The sequence below is a fragment of the Mycobacterium angelicum genome, from assembly GCF_002086155.1.
Lineage (GTDB): Bacteria > Actinomycetota > Actinomycetes > Mycobacteriales > Mycobacteriaceae > Mycobacterium > Mycobacterium angelicum.
Map to the genome: position 1 here is coordinate 54,365 of NZ_MVHE01000007.1, position 23,031 is coordinate 77,395.

General features: G+C 66.5%; 18 protein-coding genes, 1 tRNA gene and 1 pseudogene. 11 read left to right on the forward strand and 9 right to left on the reverse strand.

Annotated elements, in window-relative coordinates; genetic code table 11:
* The first annotated feature begins 1 nt into the window (after nucleotide 1).
* From kdpB to BST12_RS07260, 4 genes are read left to right on the forward strand one after another with little or no spacing between them, the layout of a single operon-like run.
* Nucleotides 2-2,095: a potassium-transporting ATPase subunit KdpB gene (kdpB, locus tag BST12_RS07245; protein ID WP_245850122.1), complete on the forward strand. Its 2,094-nt coding sequence runs from the start codon at nucleotides 2-4 to the stop codon at nucleotides 2,093-2,095.
* Between the two features lies 1 nt (nucleotide 2,096).
* Nucleotides 2,097-3,014 (forward strand): potassium-transporting ATPase subunit C, encoded by a 918-nt coding sequence (locus BST12_RS07250; protein ID WP_083112437.1) that lies wholly within the window; start codon nucleotides 2,097-2,099, stop codon nucleotides 3,012-3,014.
* A gap of 5 nt (nucleotides 3,015-3,019) precedes the next feature.
* A complete protein-coding gene (locus tag BST12_RS07255; RefSeq protein ID WP_245850128.1) occupies nucleotides 3,020-5,566 on the forward strand; it encodes a sensor histidine kinase in 2,547 nt (848 codons plus the stop codon).
* Nucleotides 5,563-6,243 (forward strand): response regulator, encoded by a 681-nt coding sequence (locus BST12_RS07260; protein WP_083112439.1) that lies wholly within the window; start codon nucleotides 5,563-5,565, stop codon nucleotides 6,241-6,243. The genes BST12_RS07255 and BST12_RS07260 overlap by 4 nt, the downstream gene beginning before the upstream one ends.
* A 1-nt stretch (nucleotide 6,244) precedes the next feature.
* On the opposite strand, the pseudogene BST12_RS33250 reads toward BST12_RS07260, so the two are convergent.
* The 8 genes and pseudogenes from BST12_RS33250 to mfd all read right to left on the reverse strand — a co-directional run bounded on the left by BST12_RS33250 (nucleotide 6,245) and on the right by mfd (nucleotide 15,897).
* Nucleotides 6,245-6,590 (reverse strand): annotated as a pseudogene (locus BST12_RS33250) (hypothetical protein).
* Nucleotides 6,591-6,806: 216 nt separating this feature from the next.
* Nucleotides 6,807-7,754 carry a Ppx/GppA phosphatase family protein gene (locus tag BST12_RS07270; RefSeq protein WP_083112440.1) on the reverse strand — a complete coding sequence of 316 codons (948 nt, stop codon included), beginning with the start codon at nucleotides 7,752-7,754 and terminating at the stop codon, nucleotides 6,807-6,809.
* The gene (locus tag BST12_RS07275; RefSeq protein ID WP_083112441.1) at nucleotides 7,745-8,227 is read right to left on the reverse strand and encodes a DUF501 domain-containing protein; all 483 of its coding nucleotides are present in this window, start codon (nucleotides 8,225-8,227) and stop codon (nucleotides 7,745-7,747) included. Before BST12_RS07275 ends, BST12_RS07270 begins: the two co-directional genes overlap by 10 nt.
* Nucleotides 8,220-8,846, reverse strand: coding sequence for an FtsB family cell division protein (locus BST12_RS07280; protein ID WP_083112442.1), 627 nt, complete (start codon nucleotides 8,844-8,846; stop codon nucleotides 8,220-8,222). Before BST12_RS07280 ends, BST12_RS07275 begins: the two co-directional genes overlap by 8 nt.
* Before the next feature lie 12 nt (nucleotides 8,847-8,858).
* Entirely contained in the window at nucleotides 8,859-10,148 is a 1,290-nt protein-coding gene (gene eno / locus BST12_RS07285) for a phosphopyruvate hydratase (RefSeq protein ID WP_083112443.1), read from the reverse strand.
* Nucleotides 10,149-10,202: 54 nt separating this feature from the next.
* Entirely contained in the window at nucleotides 10,203-10,937 is a 735-nt protein-coding gene (locus tag BST12_RS07290; RefSeq protein ID WP_083112444.1) for a lytic transglycosylase domain-containing protein, read from the reverse strand.
* Between the two features lie 233 nt (nucleotides 10,938-11,170).
* On the reverse strand, nucleotides 11,171-12,232 hold the full coding sequence (locus tag BST12_RS07295) for a nucleoside triphosphate pyrophosphohydrolase (protein ID WP_083112445.1): 1,062 nt from the start codon (nucleotides 12,230-12,232) through the stop codon (nucleotides 11,171-11,173).
* Nucleotides 12,229-15,897 (reverse strand): transcription-repair coupling factor, encoded by a 3,669-nt coding sequence (mfd, locus tag BST12_RS07300; protein ID WP_083112446.1) that lies wholly within the window; start codon nucleotides 15,895-15,897, stop codon nucleotides 12,229-12,231. The genes BST12_RS07295 and mfd overlap by 4 nt, the downstream gene beginning before the upstream one ends.
* Before the next feature lie 106 nt (nucleotides 15,898-16,003).
* Here mfd and lysA point away from each other — a divergent pair, with 106 nt between their 5' ends.
* A complete protein-coding gene (lysA, locus tag BST12_RS07305; protein ID WP_083112447.1) occupies nucleotides 16,004-17,380 on the forward strand; it encodes a diaminopimelate decarboxylase in 1,377 nt (458 codons plus the stop codon).
* A 172-nt stretch (nucleotides 17,381-17,552) separates the two neighbouring features.
* Here the strand turns inward: lysA and BST12_RS07310 are convergent, their stop codons facing one another.
* On the reverse strand, nucleotides 17,553-18,146 hold the full coding sequence (locus tag BST12_RS07310) for a TetR/AcrR family transcriptional regulator (RefSeq protein WP_069418729.1): 594 nt from the start codon (nucleotides 18,144-18,146) through the stop codon (nucleotides 17,553-17,555).
* A gap of 189 nt (nucleotides 18,147-18,335) precedes the next feature.
* On the opposite strand from BST12_RS07310, the gene BST12_RS07315 reads away from it, so the two are divergent.
* From BST12_RS07315 to BST12_RS07340, 6 genes are all read left to right on the forward strand, one after another.
* Nucleotides 18,336-18,407, forward strand: a tRNA-Gln gene (locus BST12_RS07315).
* Between the two features lie 105 nt (nucleotides 18,408-18,512).
* Complete coding sequence (glmU, locus tag BST12_RS07320) at nucleotides 18,513-19,976, forward strand: bifunctional UDP-N-acetylglucosamine diphosphorylase/glucosamine-1-phosphate N-acetyltransferase GlmU (RefSeq protein WP_083112449.1); 1,464 nt, start codon at nucleotides 18,513-18,515, stop codon at nucleotides 19,974-19,976.
* Between the two features lie 70 nt (nucleotides 19,977-20,046).
* Nucleotides 20,047-21,027: a ribose-phosphate diphosphokinase gene (locus tag BST12_RS07325; protein ID WP_083112450.1), complete on the forward strand. Its 981-nt coding sequence runs from the start codon at nucleotides 20,047-20,049 to the stop codon at nucleotides 21,025-21,027.
* Entirely contained in the window at nucleotides 21,028-21,393 is a 366-nt protein-coding gene (arsC, locus tag BST12_RS07330; protein ID WP_083112451.1) for an arsenate reductase (glutaredoxin), read from the forward strand.
* On the forward strand, nucleotides 21,390-22,034 hold the full coding sequence (locus BST12_RS07335) for an LpqN/LpqT family lipoprotein (protein WP_083112452.1): 645 nt from the start codon (nucleotides 21,390-21,392) through the stop codon (nucleotides 22,032-22,034). Before arsC ends, BST12_RS07335 begins: the two co-directional genes overlap by 4 nt.
* A gap of 8 nt (nucleotides 22,035-22,042) precedes the next feature.
* A complete protein-coding gene (locus BST12_RS07340) occupies nucleotides 22,043-22,912 on the forward strand; it encodes an oxidoreductase (protein ID WP_083112538.1) in 870 nt (289 codons plus the stop codon).
* Nucleotides 22,913-23,031: the final 119 nt, after the last annotated feature.

Here is a 23,031-nt window from a genome sequence, read left to right on the forward strand (position 1 = left end):
GGTGTCGGCATTACTCGAACCCGCGTTGCTGCGCAAGTCGCTGCCCGACGCAGTGCGCAAGCTCGATCCCCGCACGCTGTGGCGCAACCCGGTGATGTTCATCGTCGAGATCGGGGCGGTGTGGGCAACCGTGCTGGCATGCGGCCAGAACACCTGGTTCAGCTGGCTCACCGTGTTCTGGCTATGGCTGACAGTGCTTTTCGCCAACCTCGCCGAAGCGGTCGCCGAGGGCCGGGGCAAAGCACAGGCCGATACGCTGCGAAAGTCGAAGGCCGACACCATCGCCCACCGGCTGCGGGATTGGGCGCCAGGCTCGGCGGGGACGCCCGAAGAGGTACCGGCGCCGCTGCTACAGCAGGGTGACATCGTCGTGGTGACCGCCGGTGAGGTGATTCCCGGCGACGGTGACGTGGTGGAAGGCATTGCCTCCGTGGACGAATCGGCCATCACCGGCGAATCGGCGCCGGTGATCCGGGAGTCCGGTGGCGACCGCTCAGCCGTAACCGGCGGCACCACAGTGCTTTCCGACCGCATCGTGGTCAAGATAACCCAGAAGCCGGGCGAGAGCTTCGTCGACCGGATGATCGCCCTGGTCGAAGGCGCGAATCGGCAGAAGACGCCCAACGAGATCGCGCTGAACATTCTGCTGGCCGCGCTGACCATAATCTTCGTGTTCGCGGTGGCCACGTTGCAGCCGCTGGCGATCTACTCCAAGGCCAATAACCCCGGTGTGCCCGACACCGCAGCGCTCGGTTCCGACGGCATCAGTGGCATCGTCCTGGTGGCGCTGCTGGTGTGCTTGATTCCCACCACAATTGGCGCGCTGCTCTCGGCGATCGGTATCGCCGGCATGGACCGGCTGGTCCAGCGCAACGTGCTGGCCATGTCCGGGCGCGCGGTCGAGGCGGCCGGCGACGTCAATACCCTGCTGCTGGACAAGACCGGAACGATCACCCTGGGAAATCGGGAGGCCTCGGAATTCATTCCGGTCACCGGGGTGACCAACGGCGAGCTGGCCGACGCCGCGCAGCTGTCCAGCCTGGCCGACGAGACTCCCGAGGGCCGCTCGATCGTCGTCTACGCCAAAGACGCCTATGGACTGCGCGCCCGGACGGCAGGTGAGCTGGCCAACGCGTCCTGGGTGGAATTCAGTGCGTTGACCCGCATGTCGGGCGTCGACATCGACGGCCGGCAGCTACGCAAGGGTGCGGCCAGTTCCGTCGCCGACTGGATCCGTAGCCGCGGCGGCGCCGTGCCCGCCGAACTCGGACAGATCGTCGACGGCATCTCCGCGGCCGGGGGCACCCCGCTGGTGGTGGGCCGGGTGATCGACGGTGACAGCGGCTCAATCGCTGAGGTGCTCGGGGTCATCCATCTCAAGGACGTGGTGAAGCAGGGCATGCGCGACCGGTTCGAGGCGATGCGGCTGATGGGCATCCGGACGGTCATGATCACCGGCGATAACCCCTTGACCGCCAAGGCAATTGCCGAGGAGGCCGGAGTGGACGACTTTCTGGCCGAGGCCACTCCCGAAGACAAGATGATGTTGATCAAGCGCGAGCAGCAGGGTGGGCGGCTGGTCGCGATGACCGGCGACGGCACCAACGACGCGCCGGCGTTGGCCCAGGCCGACGTCGGGGTGGCGATGAACACCGGCACCGCGGCGGCCAAAGAGGCCGGCAACATGGTGGACCTGGATTCCGACCCCACCAAGCTCATCGAGATCGTGGAGATCGGCAAGCAGCTGTTGATCACCCGCGGCGCGTTGACCACCTTCTCGATCGCCAACGACATCGCCAAGTACTTCGCCATCATCCCGGCGATGTTCGTGACGCTGTTCCCGGGCCTGGATCTGCTGAACGTGATGCGGCTGCACAGCCCGCAGTCGGCGATCCTATCGGCGGTCATCTTTAACGCGGTCATCATCGTCGCGCTGATTCCGCTTGCGTTGCGGGGTGTCCGCTACACGCCCAGCCGGGCCTCGAAACTGTTGAGCCGCAACCTGTATCGCTATGGGTTGGGCGGCATCGTCGCCCCATTCGTCGGGATCAAGCTCATCGACCTATTGGTACAACTACTCCCGGGGATGGCGTGAGATGAACGTCGCGAACACGCTTCGCCAGTACTGGGCCGCGCTGCGCGCGCTGCTCGTCTTCACCGTGATCCTCGGTTTCGGGTATCCACTGGTGATTTGGCTGGTGAGTTTGATTCCCGGGCTGCACCACAACGCCGAAGGCTCGATCATCACTGCCGGCGGCAAGGCGGTGGGCAGCGCGCTGATCGGCCAGTCGTTCACCGATGCGGCGGGCAATCCGCTGCCCCAGTACTTTCAGCCCCGGCCGTCGGCGGGGGGGTATGACCCGCTGTCGAGTGGCGGCAGCAATCTCGGGCCCGAGAGCGTGGTCGACACTCCGGCCGATCCGGCCAAGCTGGCCGCCGGCGCCAAGCCGGCCGACGCGGGGTTCAAGGCGAGCCTGCTGACGATGGTGTGTTCGCGCAGTCTGGCGGTGGGTCAGCTGGAGAACGTGAATGGATCCCGCCCGTTCTGCACCGGCGGCGGTGTGGGCGCGGTGCTTTCGGTGATCGGGCCACGCGATGCCCGCGGCAACGTGATTCACCCGGCCAGGGTGGTCAGCGTCAACGAGCCGTGCGCGAGCACCAAGCAGCCGTTCCTGGACCTCTATCAGGGCGTGCGGGTGGAATGCGCGGTGTTCGGCGACGACTACACCAACGGGTTGATCGTGCCCGTACGTGGCGCCGCCCCAGCCGATCCCCCGGTACCGCCTGACGCGGTGACGGCAAGCGGCAGTGGGCTGGATGCGGATATCTCCCCGGCCTACGCCGAAATCCAGGTTGCGCGCGTCGCGAAAGCCCGCCACGTCACCGCAGATCAGGTGCGTGCGGTGGTCCAGCAGTACCGCAGCGATCGCGTCCTCGGCATCTTCGGTGAGCCATGCGTCAATGTGGTGCAACTCAATCTGGCCTTGGACCATCGCTATCCGGTTACCAGCTAGCGGCGCTGGTGGATGATAGTGAGGTGAGCGTCGCCGGCCACCGTCCCAAGCGCGGGGAGCTGCGCATCTATCTGGGTGCGGCGCCCGGGGTCGGCAAGACCTACGCGATGCTCGGCGAGGCACACCGGCGCCTGGAGCGCGGCACCGATTTGGTGGCCGCCGTCGTCGAGACCCATGGACGAACTAAAACCGCTGAGCTGCTTGACGGCATCGAGATCATCGCGCCCCGCTACATCGAGTACCGCGGCGGCAGCTTCCCCGAACTCGACGTGGCCGCGGTGCTGGCGCGACAGCCCCAGGTGGTCCTGGTCGACGAGCTTGCTCATACCAATACCCCGGGCAGCACCAACCACAAGCGCTGGCAGGATGTCGAAGAGCTGCTCGACGCGGGGATCACGGTAATCTCCACCGTCAACATCCAGCACCTGGAAAGTCTCAACGACGTCGTCGCCCAGATCACCGGCATCGAACAGCAGGAGACCATACCGGATTCTGTCGTGCGGCAAGCCTCGCAGGTCGAACTCATCGATATCACGCCAGAAGCGTTGCGACGCAGGCTGTCCCACGGCAACGTGTATGCGTCCGAGCGAATCGACGCGGCACTGTCCAACTATTTCCGGCGCGGAAACCTCACTGCTTTAAGGGAATTGGCGTTGCTATGGTTGGCCGACCAGGTGGACACCGCACTGGCGAAGTATCGCGCGGAAAACAAGATCACCGACATGTGGGAAGCCCGCGAGCGTGTGGTGGTGGCCGTCACCGGTGGTCCGGAATCGGAGACGTTGGTACGACGGGCATCCCGGATCGCGTCGAAGTCCAGCGCCGAACTCATGGTGGTGCATGTCCTGCGGGGTGATGGACTGGCCGGCCTGTCGGAGGCCAGGATGAGCAAGATCCGCGAGCTGGCCAATAGCCTCGACGCGTCCTTGCACACCGTAGTCGGTGACGACGTGCCCAGCGCGTTGCTCGACTTCGCCCGCGAGATCAACGCCACCCAGCTGGTGATCGGCACCTCGCGGCGCTCTCGGTGGGCGCGCCTCATCGAAGAGCCCATCGGCTCGACGATCGTGCAGGAGTCCGGCAAGATCGACGTGCACATCGTCACGCATGAAGAGCGTGGCGTTCGGACGCCGCCGATTCCACCCAAGGGGCAACGCGTGCTGTCCTGGCTGGCGGCGGTGATCGTGCCGTCGGCGATCTGCGGCCTCACGGTGACGGTGCTGGACCCGTACCTGGACACGGGCGGCGAGAGCGCGCTGTTCTTCGTGGGCGTGCTCTTGGTCGGCCTGTTGGGAGGTGTTGCGCCCGCAGCTCTTTCGGCGGTGCTGTCCGGAATGCTGTTGAACTACTATCTGATAACTCCGCGGCACAGCTTCACCATTGCCGAGCCGAGCAGCGCTGTCACGGAGTTGGTGCTGTTGCTGATTGCGGTCGCGGTCGCCGTTCTTGTCGACGGCGCGGCCAAACGGGCCCGGGAGGCCCGCTTGGCATCCCAGGAAGCCGAACTGCTGACGCTGTTCGCCGGATCGGTGCTGCGCGGCGCGGATCTCGACACGCTGCTGGAGCGAGTGCGCGAGACCTACTCGCAGCGCGCCGTCAGCCTGTTGCGCACACACGACGACCGCGACAAGGGTCACGTGATCGCCTCGGTGGGCAAAGATCCGTGTGTCACCGTCGATTCCGCCGACACCGCGATAGAGGTGGGCGACGAAGAGTTCTGGATGCTGATGGCCGGCAAGAAGCTGTCCGCCCGGGACCGCCGCGTCCTCACCGCGGTGGCCAAACAGGCGGCGGGGTTGGTCCGACAGCGCGAGCTGGCCGAAGAAGCCGGCCGAACCCAGGCGATCGTGCAGGCCGACGAGCTGCGCCGCTCGCTGCTTTCCGCGGTCAGTCACGACCTGCGCACTCCGCTGGCAGCGGCCAAGGTCGCGGTATCCAGCCTGCGCGCCGGAGATGTGGCCTTCTCCCCCGAGGACACCGCCGAATTGCTGGCCACCATCGAGGAATCCATCGACCAGCTCACCGCCCTGGTGGGTAACCTGCTCGACTCGTCGCGGCTGGCCGCCGGCGTCGTGCGCCCGGAGTCGCACCGGGTGTATCTGGAGGAAACGATGCAGCGCGCGTTGGTGAGTATCGGCAAGGGCGCCACGGGTTTCTACCGATCCGCGATCGACCGGGTGAAGGTCGACGTCGGTGACGCGGTGGTCCTGGCCGATGCCGGTCTGCTGGAACGGGTCTTCGCCAACCTGATCGATAACGCGTTGCGGTACGCGCCCAATTGTGTGGTCCGCGTCAACGCAGGCCAGGTGGGCGATCGTGTGCTGATAAACGTCATCGACGAGGGGCCCGGGATACCACCGGACGCCGAAGACCAGCTCTTCGAAGCCTTTCAGCGGATGGGCGATCACGACAACACCACCGGAGTGGGCCTGGGTATGTCGGTGGCGCGCGGCTTCGTCGAGGCCATGGGCGGCACCATCGCCGCCGGCGACACCCCAGGGGGCGGATTGACCGTCGTCGTGGATCTGGCTGCGCCACAGGATGACTCATGACGCGGGTACTGGTGATCGACGACGAGCCGCACATCCTGCGCGCGCTGCGGATCAACCTGTCCGTGCGGGGCTACGAGGTCATTACCGCTGCCACCGGAGCGGGTGCCTTGCGTGCCGCCGCCGAACACCCACCGGACGTGGTGATCCTCGACCTCGGCCTGCCCGACATGTCGGGCATCGACGTGCTTGCCGGGCTGCGCGGCTGGCTCTCCGCGCCGGTGATCGTGCTGTCGGCGCGTACCGATTCGTCGGACAAGGTGCAGGCACTGGACGCCGGCGCCGACGACTATGTGACGAAACCGTTTGGTATGGACGAGTTTCTGGCCCGGCTGCGTGCCGCTGTACGCCGCAATACCGCGGCCTCGGAGTTGGACCAGCCGGTTATCGAGACCTCCGCTTTCACTGTGGATCTGGCCGCCAAGAAGGTGATCAAGAACGGTGCCGAGGTGCATCTGACGCCGACCGAATGGGGCATGCTCGAAGTGCTGGTGCGCAACCGGGGCAAGCTGGTCGGCCGCGAGGAGCTGCTGAAAGAAGTGTGGGGTCCCGCCTACGCGACCGAAACTCATTACCTGCGTGTATATCTGGCGCAGCTGCGACGCAAGCTCGAGGATGACCCGTCGCATCCCAATCATCTGCTGACCGAGTCGGGCATGGGATACCGCTTCGAGGCTTGAGTCACATCTGCCACAGGGGTATCGGCTCCAGGGTAATAGTGCGTTTGCCCGCCTCTGAGCGACAGCTTTGCCGCGGCGCGCAGCGCCAGCACCCGTTGGTGAATTCGATGTTCGGTGGCGCGTGGCACATAGCCGGGCACGTACCGGCCGCGGCCGCGCCGGTACACCCTGCCCCGGGCCAGCTCCCAGCGCAAGGCGTCCGAAACGGCTTTGGACGGTCGGCCGCGGACCCGAAAGCCATGCCAGTCAAGGACTGTGATCAATTCGGCGACGGTGGCCGGCCCGTGTAGCAGGAGGTGCATCGTCAACACGTAGCGGAGTTCGATTCCGCGCAGTTGCAAGGTCATTGGGCAACCTTCGCACGGGGGTATGACATCGACCGGCTCCGCGAAACCGACTGTGCATTCAGGGTTTCGAGTGTGCGCTCACGGCGAAGATCTCGCGGCGAAGAAGCCACCCTGACCGCTCACTCGATCAGCCAGCCCGCACCCACCGAAGTTGTCGCTCAGAGGCGGGCAAAAGCACTATTACCCTGGAGCCGATACGCCTGTGGCAGTTGTGATTTAACGAGCGATAGACAGCACGATACCGTCCAGGATGTCATGCTCGCTGACGGTCAGCTCGTCAATCCCGGCACGCGCCGACAGCTCGCGCGCCAATTCCTGCACCACAATGGCACCGCCGCCGATCACATCTACGCGGCCCTCATGCATCGGCGGCAAAGCGGCACGCTGCTGTCGAGTCATATCGATCAGCTGATCACAGACCTCCAGCAGCCGATTGCCGGGCACCCGTGAAAGATGAATAGCCACCGGGTCATAACGCGGCATCCTGTGCGCCAGCGCCGACAACGTGGTCATCGTTCCGGCCAGCCCTACCCACGTCCGCGCCTTCTCAACCGGCACCACACGCAGTGCGGCGTCAAGCTTTTCGCGGACCACCAGGCGGGCTGCCATCACCTCGTCGCGCGTCGGCGGGTCGGAATGCAGACACCGCTCGGTCAGCCGCACGCATCCGATGTCGGCCGAATAGCTTGCCAGCACGCCGGATTCGCCGAACACGATCTCCGTGGATCCACCACCCAGGTCGACGACGACGAAAGGCCCTGCCGCACTATCCAATTCATCGACAGCGCCGCAGAAGGACAGCTCTGCCTCCTCGGCGCCGCTGATCACCTCGGCAACCGAGCCCGCAACCGCGGCGCCCAGCACCTCGGCCGTCATCGCAAAGAAGGCATCACGATTCGAGACGTCTCGAGCAGCCGACGTGGCGACCATCCGCACCCGTTCGACGTTGTGGATCCGCAGCAGTTCGGCATAGTCGGCCAACGCGGCCCGGGTTCGGGCGATCGCCTCCGGCGCGAACTGGCCGGTCGCGTCGACTCCTTGCCCCAGCCGCACGATCCGGGTCTCGCGATGCACGTCGTGCAAGTGCCCACCTGCCACGTCGGCGATCAGCAAGCGAATCGAGTTCGTACCGCAGTCGATGGCGGCAAACCGGCTCATCCCCATTTCAGCACCGCCGCCGTCGCAGGCTCGCCTGCCAACAACGCCACCGCCTCGTCACCGAGCGGGTTCACCCCAGGGCCCTTGGCCAGCGAATGCGCGATCAGCACATGCAGGCATTTCACCCGGTCCGGCATTCCGCCGGCGGAGAACGTGGTGCCCAGGGGTTCGATCGCATCACGCTCGGCCAGATACGATTCGTGCGCGCGCCGATAGGCCGCCGCCAGCTCGGGGTCGCGCCCCAGCCGTTCGGTCATTTCACGCATGAGCCCGGTGGTCTCCAGTCTGCTCGCGGCCGCCGTCAGCACCGGATGCGTCAAGTAGTACAACGTCGGAAACGGTGTTCCGTCAGCAAGTTTCGGCGCCGTCTTCACCACTCCGGGTTCACCGTCGGGGCATCGGTAAGCGATTTCCAGCACACCACGAGGCTCCCGGCCGAGCTGGCGTGCCACCATGTCCAGATCGGCACGGTCAACCACCGGGCGTCGCCGGAGTAGACGGGGCAGGTGCGGTCGGCGCCAGGTGCGGATTGTCGGCGATCGTATGCCACAGCGAGGTGTACCAGGGTTCGTTGCGGGCTGGACTGGCCGCTTCGGTACCCGGCTGCGGCGCCGCCGCCGCCGTCGGCGGCAACTGCACTTGGAACGGGATATCTCCCGGCTTGACGAAACCGAGACGCTCGCGGGCCTGCGCGGCAATGTACGCCGGGTCGGCCAGCTGGCCCTTGCGCTGCTCGAGTTCGGCGATCTGGCGGTGCAACGCCGATTCCGTCGCCGACAACTGCTCCATTTCAGTGCGCTGGGCAAAGTAGGTGCGTACCGGTCCGGCGATGGTCAGCGTCAATACGCAAATCACCGCCGCCAGCACCGCCGCCCGTCGGGCGGTGAAGCCCAGCCGCTGATCGGAACGCTGCTCGACCGATTCGGTGAACGACCGCTTGATCGGCTCGACGACATGTTCCTGCGCCGTGCGGGTGGTGTTGCGGCCCGCATGCGGTGCGGGCGAGGGCTTGCTGGCCCGACGGCCGCGGCCCGAGTCGCCCGCCTTCCCCGGGCGTGAGGCCGGGGCGCGGCGCTTCGGATCGGGCTTGTTAGGCAAGCTCTTACCTACCTACTTCGGGTCCGGCGCGTAACGCGGGAAGGCCAGATCCCCGGCATAGCGGGCCGCGTCACCCAACGCCTCTTCGATTCGCAACAACTGGTTGTATTTGGCGACGCGTTCGCTGCGGGCCGGCGCCCCGGTCTTGATCTGTCCGCTGCCGACGGCAACCGCCAGGTCGGCGATGATGGTGTCCTCCGTCTCGCCGCTGCGGTGGCTCATCATCGTGCGGTACCCGCTGTGGTGCGCCAGCGCGACCGCGTCGAGAGTCTCGGTAAGCGTTCCGATCTGGTTCACCTTGACCAGCAACGCGTTTGCCACACCGCGCTCGATACCTTCCTCGAGCCGCTCGGGATTGGTGACGAAGATGTCGTCGCCGACGATCTGCACGCGATCGCCGATAGCGGTCGTCAGACCGGCCCAACCATCCCAATCGTCCTCGGACAGTGGGTCTTCCAGCGACACCAGCGGGTAGGAACCGAGCAGTCCGGCGTAGAACTCGGCCATCTGCTCAGCGCTGCGGATCGAGCCCTCGAACTTGTAGCCGGTCCCGTCGGTGTAGAACTCGGTGGCCGCCGCGTCCAGGGCCAACGCCACTTCTGAGCCGGGCTTGAAACCGGCCGACTCGATGGCCCGGCTGATCAGATCCAGCGCCGCGACCGTGCCTGCTACGTCTGGGGCGAAGCCGCCCTCGTCGCCCAGCCCGGTGGACAACCCTTCCTTCTTCAGCACCGACTTCAGCGCGTGGTACACCTCGGCACCCCAGCGCAGCGCCTCGGCGAAGCTGGGCGCGCCGATCGGCGCCACCATGAACTCCTGAATGTCGACCGCCGTGTCGGCGTGGGCGCCGCCGTTGAGGATGTTCATCATCGGCACCGGCAGGATGTGCGCGTTGGGCCCGCCGACATAGCGGAAAAGCGGCAACTCAGCCGAATCCGCGGCCGCCTTGGCCACCGCCAACGACACCCCCAGAATCGCGTTGCCACCCAGTCGCGACTTGTCCGGAGTGCCGTCGAGGTCCACCAGCGCCTGGTCGACCAATCGCTGGTCGTCGGCGTTGAGACCGATGACGGCCGGACCGATCTCGTCCAGGACGGCCTGCACGGCCTTTTTCACACCCTTGCCGCCGTACCGGTCCCCGCCGTCGCGCAACTCGACGGCTTCATGCTCGCCGGTCGACGCGCCGGAGGGCACTGCGGCTCGGGCGAAGGTCCCGTCGATCAGGGCCACCTCGACCTCGACCGTCGGGTTGCCGCGGGAATCGAGGATCTCGCGCGCCCCGACCTGCTCGATAATCGGCACTGGGTTCTCCTTTGCGTCCTAGCTGATGGCCTGGGGGGTCAGCGATCCATCTTTCTACAGCGGATGACCCGCCGCGTAAGCGGTCGCCCAGTCGCGCACGGCCCGCGCATAGACACCGGAATTGTTGTAGGCCCGCAGCGCGGTGATCCACCCCCTGGGTGTCGCGAGATCCTTTCCGCGCCAACACAGATAGCCGGCCGCCGACAACGCGGCATCGTCGATGTTGTCCGGGCTGGCAATGCCGTTGGTACTGGCGGCGACCCCATACAAGCGCCAGGTCTCGGAGATGAACTGCATTGGCCCCATCGCGCGCTCTACCCCGGCGTCACCGTCCATACCGCCCTGGTCGCTGTCGACGATCCGCAGAGTGCCGCCGGTGCCGTCGAGGCGGACACCGCGGATGGGAGGCCGGACGTCACCGTTGGGTGCGATGGTCGCACCCCGGTAGGTCCCGTGGTGGCTTTCCACCTGCCCGATCCCGGCCAACGTGGTCCACGCGATATGGCACTTCGGGTTCTCCACCTCCGCGACGCGGGCGGCGTAGGCGTAGGCCTCCAGGGCTAGGACGGGGATCTCCAATGCCGGGGAGCGCTTCTCCGCCCATTCGCGCAGCTGATCGGCGGGCCGCCCGCTGGCCACATGCGTATCCACCGGCGGAACGGGATCACCGGGCGGCGGCGGCACGCCCTCGGGGATGAAAAGGCTGAGCTGCCAGGTGCAACTGGACGCCAACAGCATCGCGGTCGCCCCTATCACGGCGACCGCGCGCAACCAGCGTCTCGGCGACACAGTTCTCCTTCAGTCATGATCATCGTCCCATGGGTTTGCCCGGTGCCCCGTTGCACAGGACGCTCAGCACATGGTCAGGCGGCCGATCACGTCTGAATGTTTGTTAGCTACCAGTTAATTTGGCTATTTCAGTTCCCAATGTTGCTACAGCAAAACACCTGTGCAGCAAATATTTCAGATATCGCTTGCTGTGGAAAATCTCTGAGTCGCCGCAAACATGGCGAAGTGGCGGTCTAGCGCCGCCCTTTGCGTTTTTTGGATCCGCCGCGAGCCACTTTGGCGGGCTCAGCGGCCTCGGCTTCTTCTGACGGTTCTTCCGGCAGTTCGTCCGGCAGTTCTTCCGGCAAGACGGCAATTAGTTCCGCTCCCGGCGGCCAGTGCGCAAGCCATTCCTGAGCCGTGATGACCCCGAGCGGAGTCATGTCCAGTTCCTCTGCCACGCTGTCGCCGCGGCGGCTGGCGGCGATGCCTCTCTCCACTCGCCGGACCGTGTCGACGAAATCCAAAACGGCTGCACGCAAGGTGTTTTCCGCATCGATATCGGCGGACACCGAGATCGAGGTGATCTCGTCCGGGATCAGTTCGGCCGGCAGTCCTGCCTTCTCGACTCGGTGAATGACCTTCTGCGCCAGCGCCAATGACGGCTGTCCGGTGTGAACGTCGTCCAGCACCGAGCTGCGTGATTTCTCGGACGCCTTACGTTCTTCCCACTGCGCCAGCTGGTCCTGCAGCGAAATCGATTCACCGGCAAGCACTCCCGGCGCCCGGTTGCCCAGTTTGCGGATCAACGCGTCGGCGACGTCGTCGATGGTGAACGGGAGTAAGGCCGCATCTTCGGCTATGCGGGCGTGGAAAAGCACTTGTAGGAGGAGGTCGCCCAGCTCTTCCCGTAGCTCCTCGACATTGCCGCTGTGCACCGCATCGAGCAGCTCGTAGGTCTCCTCCAGCAGATAACGGCGCAACGACTCGTGGGTCTGTTCGCTTTCCCAGGGCCCGTCGGTGCGAAGTTTGTCCATCATCGCGACGGCGTCGATCAATCGCTCGCCGCGCTGACGTTCCGGTGCCGAAATGAGCCGGGCGCCCGAGGCCAGTCGGGCCACCACGGCCGGGTGATTGGGGTCCGACGACAGCAACACCGGAGCGTCCTCGCCCATGTGTACCGGATGCGCGTCGGGCAGCGACCACGGTACTGCGACCGGCATCTCCTCGGTGTATTGCACCGGTCCGCTGAGCAACGCGATCGCATCGACCGGCACCAAGGAAGGGCGGTGGGGGTCGACCAGGACGATGATCATCGGCGCCGCTCCTCTCCGTCCACCGCTGCCGGGGTTGTTAACGGACTCGTTATACCAATATCTTCCTGCGGTTTTCCTGCCAGCGTCGTGATCAAGTCGGCCACCATCTGCAGCAATTCGACGTCGCGAAGCCGCGGCGCACCGATACCCCCGGCTCGCGGGATGGGCACCTGCACGGTATTCGTAGTGGCCCGGTAGCTGCCTCCGGGATAGATCCGCTTGAGCCGCACCTGGGCCGAGTCCGGCAGGGTCATCGGCGACAACCGCACCGTCGCGGCCGACGACGTGCTCACTTCGGTGATGCCGGACTCGCGACACAGCAACCGCAACCGAGCGACCGCCACCAGCCGGCGGGCGGGCTCGGGCAGCGGCCCATATCGGTCGGTCAGTTCGTCGACGACGGCGCCGACGGCACCATCCGAAGGGGCGGCCGCCAGGCGCCGGTAGCCCTCCAGCCGGAGCCGATCGCTGGCGATGTAGTCCGGCGGTAGATGCGCGTCGACGGGCAGATCGATGCGCACGTCCTTGGGTTCCTCCGGTGTGGTCACCGTTTTGCCGTCGGCGGCGGCGCGGTAAGCCTCGACGGCCTCACCCACCAGCCGCACGTACAGGTCGAACCCGACCCCGGCCACGTGCCCGGACTGCTCGACGCCCAGCACATTGCCTGCGCCGCGGATCTCGAGGTCCTTCAGCGCGACGGCCATACCCGCGCCCAGCTCGTTGTTCTGCGCGATGGTGGCCAACCGGTCGTAGGCCGTCTCGGTCAGCGGCGCGTGCGGCGGATACAGGAAGTAGGCGTAGCCGCGCTCCCGGCTGCGGCCGACCCGGCCGCGCAGCTGGTGCAGCTGGGACAGGCCGAAGGTGTCGGCGCGCTCGACGATCAGCGTGTTGGCGTTGGAGATGTCCAGCCCGGTCTCCACGATCGTGGTGCACACCAGGATGTCGTATTCGCGGTTCCAGAACCCTTGCACGGTGCGTTCCAGCAGGTCCTCGGGCATTTGCCCGTGTGCGACGACGACGCGCGCCTCGGGCACCAGCTCGCGAATCCGGGCGGCGGCCCGGTCGATGGAGCTGACCCGGTTGTGCACGTAGAAGGCCTGCCCCTCACGCAGCAGCTCGCGACGCAAAGCCGCCGCGACCTGCTTGTCGTCGTGCGGACCGACGTAAGTCAACACCGGATAGCGCTCTTCAGGAGGCGTCAGGATCGTCGACATCTCCCGGATTCCGGCCAGGCTCATCTCCAACGTGCGCGGTATCGGGGTGGCGCTCATGGTCAGCACGTCGACGTGGGTACGCAGCGACTTGATGTGCTCCTTGTGCTCGACGCCGAACCGCTGTTCCTCGTCCACCACGACCAGACCCAAATCTTTCCAGCGCACGCCGGTCTGCAGCAGCCGATGGGTGCCGATCACGATGTCCACCGACCCGTCGGCCATCCCGTCGATGACGGCGCGCGACTCCGCCGGATCGGTGAACCGGGATAGCCCCTTGACGGTCACCGGGAAGCCGGCCATCCGGTCGGTGAACGTCTGCAGATGCTGATCGGCCAGCAGCGTGGTGGGCACCAGCACCGCAACCTGTTTGCCGTCCTGAACCGCCTTGAACGCCGCGCGCACCGCGATCTCGGTCTTGCCGTAGCCGACGTCGCCACAGATCACCCGGTCCATCGGTACGGACTTCTCCATGTCGGCCTTGACCTCGGTGATCGCGGTGAGCTGGTCGACGGTCTCGGTGAAGCCGAACGCGTCCTCCATCTCGGCCTGCCACGGTGTGTCCGGGCTGAAGGCATGGCCGGGGCTGGCCTGCCGCTTGGCGTACAGCGACACCAGTTCGCCGGCGATCTCCCGCACGGCACGCCGCGCCTTGGTCTTGGTGTTGGCCCAGTCGCTGCCGCCGAGCTTGCTCAGCGCGGGCGCCTGCCCGCCGACGTAGCGGGACAGCTGGTCCAGCGAATCCATCGGGACATAGAGCCGGTCGGCCTGTTGGGCGCGTTTACTCGACGCGTACTCGAGCACCAGGTACTCGCGGCGGGCGCCGCCGACGGTGCGTTCGACCATTTCGACGAATCGCCCGATGCCGTGCTGGTCGTGCACCACCAGATCGCCGGCGGTGAGCGCCAGCGGGTCGACGGTGTTGCGCCGCTTGGCGGCCAGCCGCTTGCCTTCGACGGCCGTGGCCCGGGCCCCAGTCAGATCGCTTTCGGTAATGACGACCAGGTTGGCGCCGGGAATCACCACGCCCTCGTGTAGCGGGCCCTTGAGCACGCCGACCAGGCCTGCCTTGGGCGCCGCGCCGCAGTCCAGCATCGCGGCAGGGGTGTCGGATTCGGCCAGCCGCTCCACCACCCGGTGTGCGGTCCCGGTGCCCGGGGCGACCATCACCGCATACCCACCGGTTGCGACGTGTGCCCGCAGCATGGCGAAGATGCCGTCGATGTCACGCTGATGTCCGCGCGCCGAGGGCGCCGCGCGGACATCCAGCTCCACCGCCGCCTCACTCGACAACTGACTCAACGTCCACCACGGATGACCGGACCGGGCCGCGGCGTCCTCTACTTCATCTAGTTCGGCGAAGCCGGAGCCGCCGAGTTGTTCGACGTCGACGGGCGCATCCGTGCCCAGCGCCGCGACCGACCAGGACGCCTCCAAGAACTCACGGCCGGTCTTGATCAGGTCGGCGGCTCTGGTCCGCACCTTCTCCGGGTCGCAGACCAGCACCGGCGTGCCCGCCGCCAGCTGATCGGTCAACAGCGCGTGACGTCCATCATTCGCGGGATGCAGCACCGAAAGCAGCGCTTCCATGCCGTCGACCGCAATTCCCTCGGCCAGCTTGGCCAGCATGTCGGTGACGCTGCCGGTGACCGTCTCGGCGCCGGTGGAATGTTGGGCGGCCAACTCCGCGGCGCGTTGCCGCACGTCGTCGCTGAGCAGCAACTCGCGGCATGCGACGGCGATCAGCGTCTCGACGTCGATCTCGGGAATGGAGCGCTGGTCGGCGACGGAGAACATTCGCATCTCGGTGATCTCGTCGCCCCAGAACTCGACGCGCACCGGGTGCTCGGCGGTCGGCGGGAAGATATCCAGGATGCCGCCACGCACCGCGAACTCACCGCGCCGGCCAACCATGTCCACCCGGCTATAGGCCAGCTCGACCAGCCGGGCGATCACGTCCTCGAAAACGACCTCCTGACCGACGCTCAGCGTGATCGGTTCCATCAGGCCCAGCTGCGGCGTCATCGGCTGCAACAGCGAACGCACCGCCGTCACCACCACCCGCAGTGGCGGCCCCAGCCTCCCGTCGTCGGGATGGGCCAGCCGGCGCAGCACCGTCAGCCGGGTGCCCACGGTGTCGACGCCTGGCGAGAGCCGCTCGTGCGGCAGCGTCTCCCAGGACGGAAACAGCGCCACCGCGGCACCGAAGACACCCTTCAGTTCGGCGGTCAGATCGTCGGCTTCCCGGCCGGTTGCCGTGACCACTAGCAACGGTGCCTGCTGGACCAGCGCGCTCACCACGAACAGGCGTGCGCTGGCGGGCCCGACCAGCGTTAGCTCGTCGGGTCGATCGGCGGCGCGCTCGATGAGTTGAGTGAATGTCGGCGCGGTCAACGCCAATTCGACGAGCCCCGCGATCGGGGTATCTGGGCTGGCAGCCCCCGGTGCGGTCATGATGAAGCCATTCTAGGGTGCTCAACTCCGTCAATATTGGGCCCGAAGGCGTCAAGGGATCGTAAGGAAGGCGCCATAGCGGGGCGGGCGGGCGCAGTTTGGGAGCATGACATTGCTGGACATGCTCCCTTCCATCGGCCACGCCGCTCCCCGGCGGTTTGACCCCGCGATCTGGCCGGTCACCACCCGTTCCGACGACGAGGGCCGGCTCTGCGTCGGCGATGTCGCGCTCTCCGATATCGCCGACGAGTTCGGCACCCCAACCTACGTGCTCGACGAGTGTGACTTCCGGCACCGTGCCCGCCGGTACCGCCGGGCACTGCGCGACGTCGAGGTTGTCTACGCCGGAAAGTCGCTGCTGACCACCGCCGTGGCGAGGTGGGCGCGCGACGGGGGGCTGGGCATCGACGTGTGCTCACCCGCGGAACTAGCCATCGCCCTGGCCGGTGGCGTCGACCCGGCCCGCATCATCCTGCACGGGAACGCGAAATCACCCGGCGAACTGCGCGATGCGGTGGCCGTCGGGGTCGGGCGCATCGTGCTGGACTCAGCCATGGAGATCGCCTACCTCGCCGGCTTGGCCCGCCGCCGACAGCGGGTGCTGATCCGGGTCACCCCGGACATCGACATCCACGGCCATCGCGCGGTCACCACCGGAATCAGCGATCAGAAGTTCGGGTTCACCCTGGCCGCCGACAAGGCCGCCCACAAGGCCGCCCACAATGCCGCCGACAATGCCGCCGACGCGGTCAAGCGGGTGCTGGCGCACCCGATCCTCGACCTGATCGGGCTGCATTGTCATATCGGCTCGCAGGTCAGCGACCCGGCTCTATACGGCGAGGCGATTCACCGGATGATCGCCGCCATGGCCGACATCCGCCGCCGGCACGGCGTCATCCTCACCGAACTCAACATCGGCGGCGGCCACGCCGTCCCGTATGTGCGCGGTGACGCCGAACTGCACCCCGAGGAGCTGGCCCGCGTCCTCGAAGATGCGCTGGACGATGCGTGCGCGGCCGAGCAATTTCCGCGGCCCGCCGTCGTCGTCGAACCCGGCCGGGCTATCAGCGCGCGCGCCGGCGTCACGCTGTACCGCGTGCATTCGGTGAAGGAGCGGCCAGGTGGACGCACCTTCGTCGCCGTCGACGGCGGCATGAGCGACAACCCGCGCGTCGCGCTCTACGGCGCGCAATACACCGTCGCGCTGGCCAACCGCCACTCCCTGGGGGTGAAAAAGGTGGTCACGGTGGCCGGCCGGCATTGTGAGGCCGGCGACGAGATCGCCCGGGACATCAAGCTGCCCGCCGACATCCATCCCGGCGATCTGCTGGCCGTGGCCTGCACCGGCGCCTATCACCACAGCATGGCGTCGAACTACAACATGGTCGGCCGGCCGCCGCTGGTGGCGGTCAAGGATGGCCGGATCCGCGAGCTTGTTCGCCGTGAGACGGTCGCCGATCTGCTCGCGCGCGACTGCGGCTAACCCCTACCAAGGCATGGTGCGCCAGGAAGGAGGGCAGTTGCACTGATCAGCTGTCGCCGAGGGTGCGGCCACCAACGCCAGCGCGACAATTCCTGCCGCCATGACGGACACCGTGCGTCGAATTGGGTTCATGACGAGAAGTGCACCGCGTCCCGGCCACTACCGACCCCAACTATTCGTCCTGCAGCCGAGGATCGGCTTCCAGGTGCGTCAGACCGTTCCACATCAGGTTGACCAGATGCGCGGCCACCACTTCCTTCTTGGGTTCACGCGTATCGAGCCACCACTGCGCCGTCATCGACACCGAGCCCACCAGGGCCTGGGCGTACAGGGGGGCCAGATCCGGATCCAGACCGCGGCGGGCGAAGTCGCCGGCCAGGATCGACGCGACCTGGCTGACGGCGTCGTTGAGCAGGCTGGAGTAGGTGCCGGAGCTGATCGATGCCGGCGAGTCGCGGATCATGATGCGGAAGCCGTCGGTGCGTTCCTCGACGTAGGTGAGCAATGCCAGCGCGACCCGCTCGACGCGTACCCGGGACCGGTTATTGGTCAACGAAGAAGTGATGCCGTCCAGCAGCGCCGACATCTCCCGGTCGACGACCACGGCGTACAAACCTTCCTTGCCGCCGAAGTGCTCGTAGACAACGGGTTTGGACACGTTGGCGCGCTGCGCGATCTCTTCGATCGAGGTCCCGTCGTAGCCGCGTTCGGCGAACAGCGAGCGCGCGATGCCGATCAGTTGGTGCCGACGCTCGCTGCCGGTCATCCTGGCGCGCGGGGCCCGCGTTTCCTTCTCCGGGGCTGCCATGCTGATCAGGGTATCTGGGCCGAGCGTGAACTGGTGGCTTCGATCGGGTGGCCACGGTGGCCGAACGGCAGTTTGACCGCCCTACGAGCACACTCAACGCCGGGGCGTCACGATGAACCGGTCGACTAGAGTGCCAAGTGCACTCAATCCGTCGTGGTGTAATCGGCAGCACCTCTGATTTTGGTTCAGATAGTTCAGGTTCGAGTCCTGGCGACGGAGCCCCAAACAGGCCCAGCTCTTTGCCGCGAGCGTGCGTGAAATGACACGCTTGACGGCGTGTCGCTGAGCAGACACGCACGCTCGCGAGCGGGAGGAAGGACATCGATGACGCTTCGTGGTGACACCGCGGTCCTGGTCCTGGCGGCTGGGCCCGGCACCCGAATGCGGTCAGACACTCCGAAAGTCCTGCACAGTCTCGGCGGGCGCAGCATGTTGTCGCACTCGCTGCACGCGATGACCAAGCTCGCGCCACAGCACCTGGTGGTGGTGCTTGGCCACGATCATCAGCGCATCTCCCCGCTGGTTGCCGAACTCGCCGAGTCGCTGGGCCGCACGATCGAGGTGGCGCTGCAGGACCGTCCGCTGGGCACCGGGGACGCGGTGCGGTGCGGGCTGTCGGCGCTGCCCGAGGACTATGCGGGCATCGTCGTGGTAGCCGCGGGCGACACCCCGCTGCTGGACGCCGACACGCTGGCGGATCTGATCGCCAGTCACAGCGCGCTGTCCGCCGCGGTCACCGTGCTGACCACCACGCTGGACGACCCACACGGCTACGGCCGCATCCTGCGCACCCAGGACAACGAAGTGATGGCGATCGTCGAGCAGACCGACGCGACGGCCTCACAGCGCGGAATCCGTGAGGTCAACACCGGCGTCTACGCCTTCGACATCGCCGCCCTGCGCTCGGCGCTGGGCAGGCTGAGCTCCAACAACGCCCAGCAGGAGCTCTACCTCACCGACGTGATTGCGATCCTGCGCGGCGACGGCCAGCCCGTGCATGCCCGTCACATCGACGACAGCGCGGTGGTGGCCGGCGTCAACAACCGCGTGCAGCTGGCCGAGCTGGGCGCCGAGCTCAACCGACGGATCGTGGCCGCCCATCAGATGGCCGGCGTCACCGTCATCGATCCCGGAACCACCTGGATCGACGTGGACGTCACCATCGGCCGCGACACCGTGATCCACCCGGGCACCCAGTTGCTCGGCAGTACCCGGATAGGCGGCGGGTGTGTGGTCGGCCCGGACACCACGCTGACCGATGTCACCGTCGGCGACGGCGCCGCAGTGGTCCGCACTCACGGCAGCTCGTCGGCGATCGGCAACGGCGCCGCCGTCGGCCCGTTCACCTACCTACGACCGGGAACCGTGCTGGGCGCCGACGGCAAGCTGGGCGCGTTCGTCGAGGCCAAGAACTCCACCATCGGCACCGGCACCAAGGTGCCGCACCTGACCTACGTCGGCGACGCCGACATCGGCGAGCACAGCAACATCGGCGCGTCCAGCGTGTTCGTCAACTACGACGGCACCACCAAGCGGCGCACCACCATCGGCTCGCACGTGCGGACCGGGTCGGACACCATGTTCGTGGCGCCGGTCACTGTCGGCGACGGCGCGTACACCGGCGCCGGCACCGTGGTGCGCGAGGATGTCCCGCCCGGTGCGCTGGCCGTGTCTGCAGGTCCGCAGCGCAATATCGAGAACTGGGTACAGCAGAAGCGGCCGGGAACTGCGGCGGCCGAAGCAGCTGCGCAGGCAGGCCGAAAACCCGATACAGAACAGACACCGTGATTTCGTTTACCGGAAACCCGGCTACGATGAGGCGTTCCATTCCCGAACTCGATACGGCGAGGGCAACCCGGTGAGCCACGACTGGACCGATAATCGCAAAAACCTAATGCTCTTCAGCGGCCGTGCCCACCCCGAGCTGGCCGAGCAAGTAGCCAAGGAACTCGATGTGCACGTCACCGCGCAGACGGCGCGGGAATTCGCCAACGGCGAGATCTTCGTGCGCTTCCATGAATCGGTGCGCGGCTGCGACGCGTTCGTGCTGCAGTCCTGCCCGATGCCGGTGAACCAATGGCTGATGGAACAGCTGATCATGATCGACGCGCTCAAGCGCGGCAGCGCCAAGCGGATCACCGCTGTGATGCCGTTCTACCCCTACGCCAGGCAGGACAAGAAGCACCGCGGCCGCGAGCCGATCTCGGCGCGGCTGGTCGCCGACCTGCTCAAGACCGCCGGCGCCGACCGGATCGTGACCGTCGATCTGCACACCGACCAGATCCAGGGTTTCTTCGACGGACCCGTCGACCACATGCGCGGCCAGAACCTGCTGACCGGATACATCAGGGACAACTACCCCGACGGCAACATGGTTGTGGTCTCCCCCGACTCCGGCCGGGTGCGCATCGCCGAGAAGTGGGCCGACGCGCTGGGCGGTGTTCCGCTGGCCTTCATTCACAAGACCCGCGACCCGCGGGTGCCCAACCAGGTGGTGTCCAACCGCGTGGTCGGCGAGGTACAGGGGCGCACGTGCGTGCTGATCGACGACATGATCGACACCGGCGGAACCATCGCCGGCGCGGTGAACCTGTTGCGCGAAGACGGGGCCAGTGACGTGATCATCGCGGCCACCCACGGTGTGCTGTCCGACCCGGCCGCCGAGCGGCTAGCGGCGTGCGGCGCGCGGGAGGTCATCGTCACCAACACGCTGCCGATCGGCGAGGAGAAGCGCTTCCCGCAGCTCACCGTCTTGTCCATCGCGCCGCTATTGGCCAGCACCATCCGCGCGGTATTCGAAAACGGCTCAGTCACAGGACTATTCGACGGAGACGCCTAGATGGCTTCGGCTTCTTGCGGCTCCGGCTCCACCGTCATCTATCACAACCCGAAGTGCAGCACCTCGCGTAAGACGCTGGACTTGTTGCGGGAGAACGGTTTTGAGCCGACGGTCGTCCAGTATCTGAAAACGCCGCCGTCTCGCGACGAGCTGGTCCGCATGATCGCAGACGCCGGCATCGATGTGCGGACCGCGGTACGCAAACGCGAACCGCTGTATGCCGAACTCAACCTCGCCGACGCGACCGATGACGAGCTGCTCGATGCCATGGCCGAGCATCCGATCCTGATCGAGCGTCCGTTCGTCGTCACGCCGAAGGGGACGCGGCTGGCCCGGCCAATCGACGCGGTCCGCGAGATTCTGTGAGACGGCTGGCGTCCGTTACGGCGTTGGCGGCGCTTACCGTGACGGTGGCCGGCTGCGGACCGAAAGTTCCTGACTACCAGTCGATCTGGACGACCAGTTCGTCCAGCACCACCGCCCCGTCGCCGACCGACAAGCCCGTCCCGCTGTCGAAATACCTGGAAAGCATTGGCGTCACCGGGGAACCGGTGGCACCGAACGCGCTGACCGACCTCACCGTGTCGATTCCCACACCGCCGGGCTGGGTGCCGCATGGCGACCCGAAGGCCACCCCGAATGCGGTGATGATCGCCAAGGGCGACAAGTACCCAGCGGCCATGCTGGTGGTGTTCAAGTTGCGCGGGGATTTCAATCCGGCCGACGCGATCAAACACGCCAATGCCGATCTGCCCGAGAACTTTCACCAACTGGACGCCTCGACGGCCGACTTCAACGGCTTTCCGTCGTCGATGGTGCAGGGCAGCTACGACCTCAAGGCCACCCGCATGCACAGCTACAACCGCATCGTGATCGCCACCGGAGCGCCCCCGGCCAACGAGCGATATCTGGTGCAGCTGACCATCACCAGCCTGGCCAACGAGGCCGTCGCGCAGAGCACCGACATCGAGGCGATCATCCGCGGGTTCGTCGTAGCCAGGAAGTGATCACAGACATGACCGATTGGACAGCCGCGGACCTGCCCTCGTTCGCCGGACGCTCGGTGATCATCACCGGAGCCAACAGCGGGCTGGGTGAGGTGACGGCCCGCGAGCTGGCCGGTCGCGGCGCCAAGATCATCATGGCGGTCCGCAACACGGACAAAGGCGCGGCCGCCGCGCAGCGGATCGCCGGCGACGTCGAGGTGCGTGCCCTCGATTTGCAGGACCTGTCGTCGGTACGCCGCTTCGCCGACGAGACTCGCGGAGCCGACATCCTGATCAACAACGCCGGCATCATGGCCGCGCCGTATTCGCTCACCGTCGATGGCTTCGAAAGCCAGATCGGCACAAACCATCTCGGCCATTTCGCGCTCACGAATCTACTGCTGCCCAAGCTCACCGATCGGGTCGTCACGGTGTCGTCGATGGCGCACTGGCCGGGGCGGGTCAACCTCGAAGACCTCAACTGGAAGAAGCGGCGATACTCGCCCTGGCTGGCTTACAGCCAGTCGAAGCTGGCCAACCTGCTGTTCACCAGCGAGCTGCAACGCCGCCTGGCTGCAGCCGGGTCGCCCCTGCGTGCGCTGGCCGCCCACCCGGGCTACTCGCACACCAACCTGCAGGGGGTTTCCGGCCGCAAACTCGGCGACGCTATCGTTTCGGCCGCTACCCGCGTGGTGGCCACCGACGCCGATTTCGGTGCCCGGCAAACGTTGTACGCGGCGTCCCAGGATTTGCCGGGCGACGCATTCATCGGTCCGCGGTTCGGCTATGTGGGACCCACCCGGCAGGTGGGTCGCAGCCGGCGGGCCAAAGACACGGGCACCGCCGCCGCGCTCTGGGAGCTGTCCGAGCAACTCACCGGGGTCAAGTTCCCGCTTTGAGGTTCACATCGGTCACATCTGCCCCAGTGGCCCCGGCTCCGGGTGGCAACCCTCTTTGCTCGCCTCAGCGCGACTTGTCGCTGCGAGCCGGGCAAACCGAACTATGCGCAGATACTGAG

What these genes read in the sequence shown, in the direction of transcription:
- BST12_RS07260 (WP_083112439.1), top strand. Translation starts at nt 5,563, where the DNA reads ATGACGCGGGTACTGGTGATCGACGACGAGCCGCACATCCTGCGCGCG.
- BST12_RS07270 (WP_083112440.1), bottom strand. Translation starts at nt 7,754, where the DNA reads ATGGGGATGAGCCGGTTTGCCGCCATCGACTGCGGTACGAACTCGATT.
- BST12_RS07340 (WP_083112538.1), top strand. Translation starts at nt 22,043, where the DNA reads ATGACCGATTGGACAGCCGCGGACCTGCCCTCGTTCGCCGGACGCTCG.
- arsC (WP_083112451.1), top strand. Translation starts at nt 21,028, where the DNA reads ATGGCTTCGGCTTCTTGCGGCTCCGGCTCCACCGTCATCTATCACAAC.
- BST12_RS07295 (WP_083112445.1), bottom strand. Translation starts at nt 12,232, where the DNA reads ATGATCATCGTCCTGGTCGACCCCCACCGCCCTTCCTTGGTGCCGGTC.
- lysA (WP_083112447.1), top strand. Translation starts at nt 16,004, where the DNA reads ATGACATTGCTGGACATGCTCCCTTCCATCGGCCACGCCGCTCCCCGG.
- BST12_RS07310 (WP_069418729.1), bottom strand. Translation starts at nt 18,146, where the DNA reads ATGACCGGCAGCGAGCGTCGGCACCAACTGATCGGCATCGCGCGCTCG.
- glmU (WP_083112449.1), top strand. Translation starts at nt 18,513, where the DNA reads ATGACGCTTCGTGGTGACACCGCGGTCCTGGTCCTGGCGGCTGGGCCC.
- BST12_RS07250 (WP_083112437.1), top strand. Translation starts at nt 2,097, where the DNA reads ATGAACGTCGCGAACACGCTTCGCCAGTACTGGGCCGCGCTGCGCGCG.
- mfd (WP_083112446.1), bottom strand. Translation starts at nt 15,897, where the DNA reads ATGACCGCACCGGGGGCTGCCAGCCCAGATACCCCGATCGCGGGGCTC.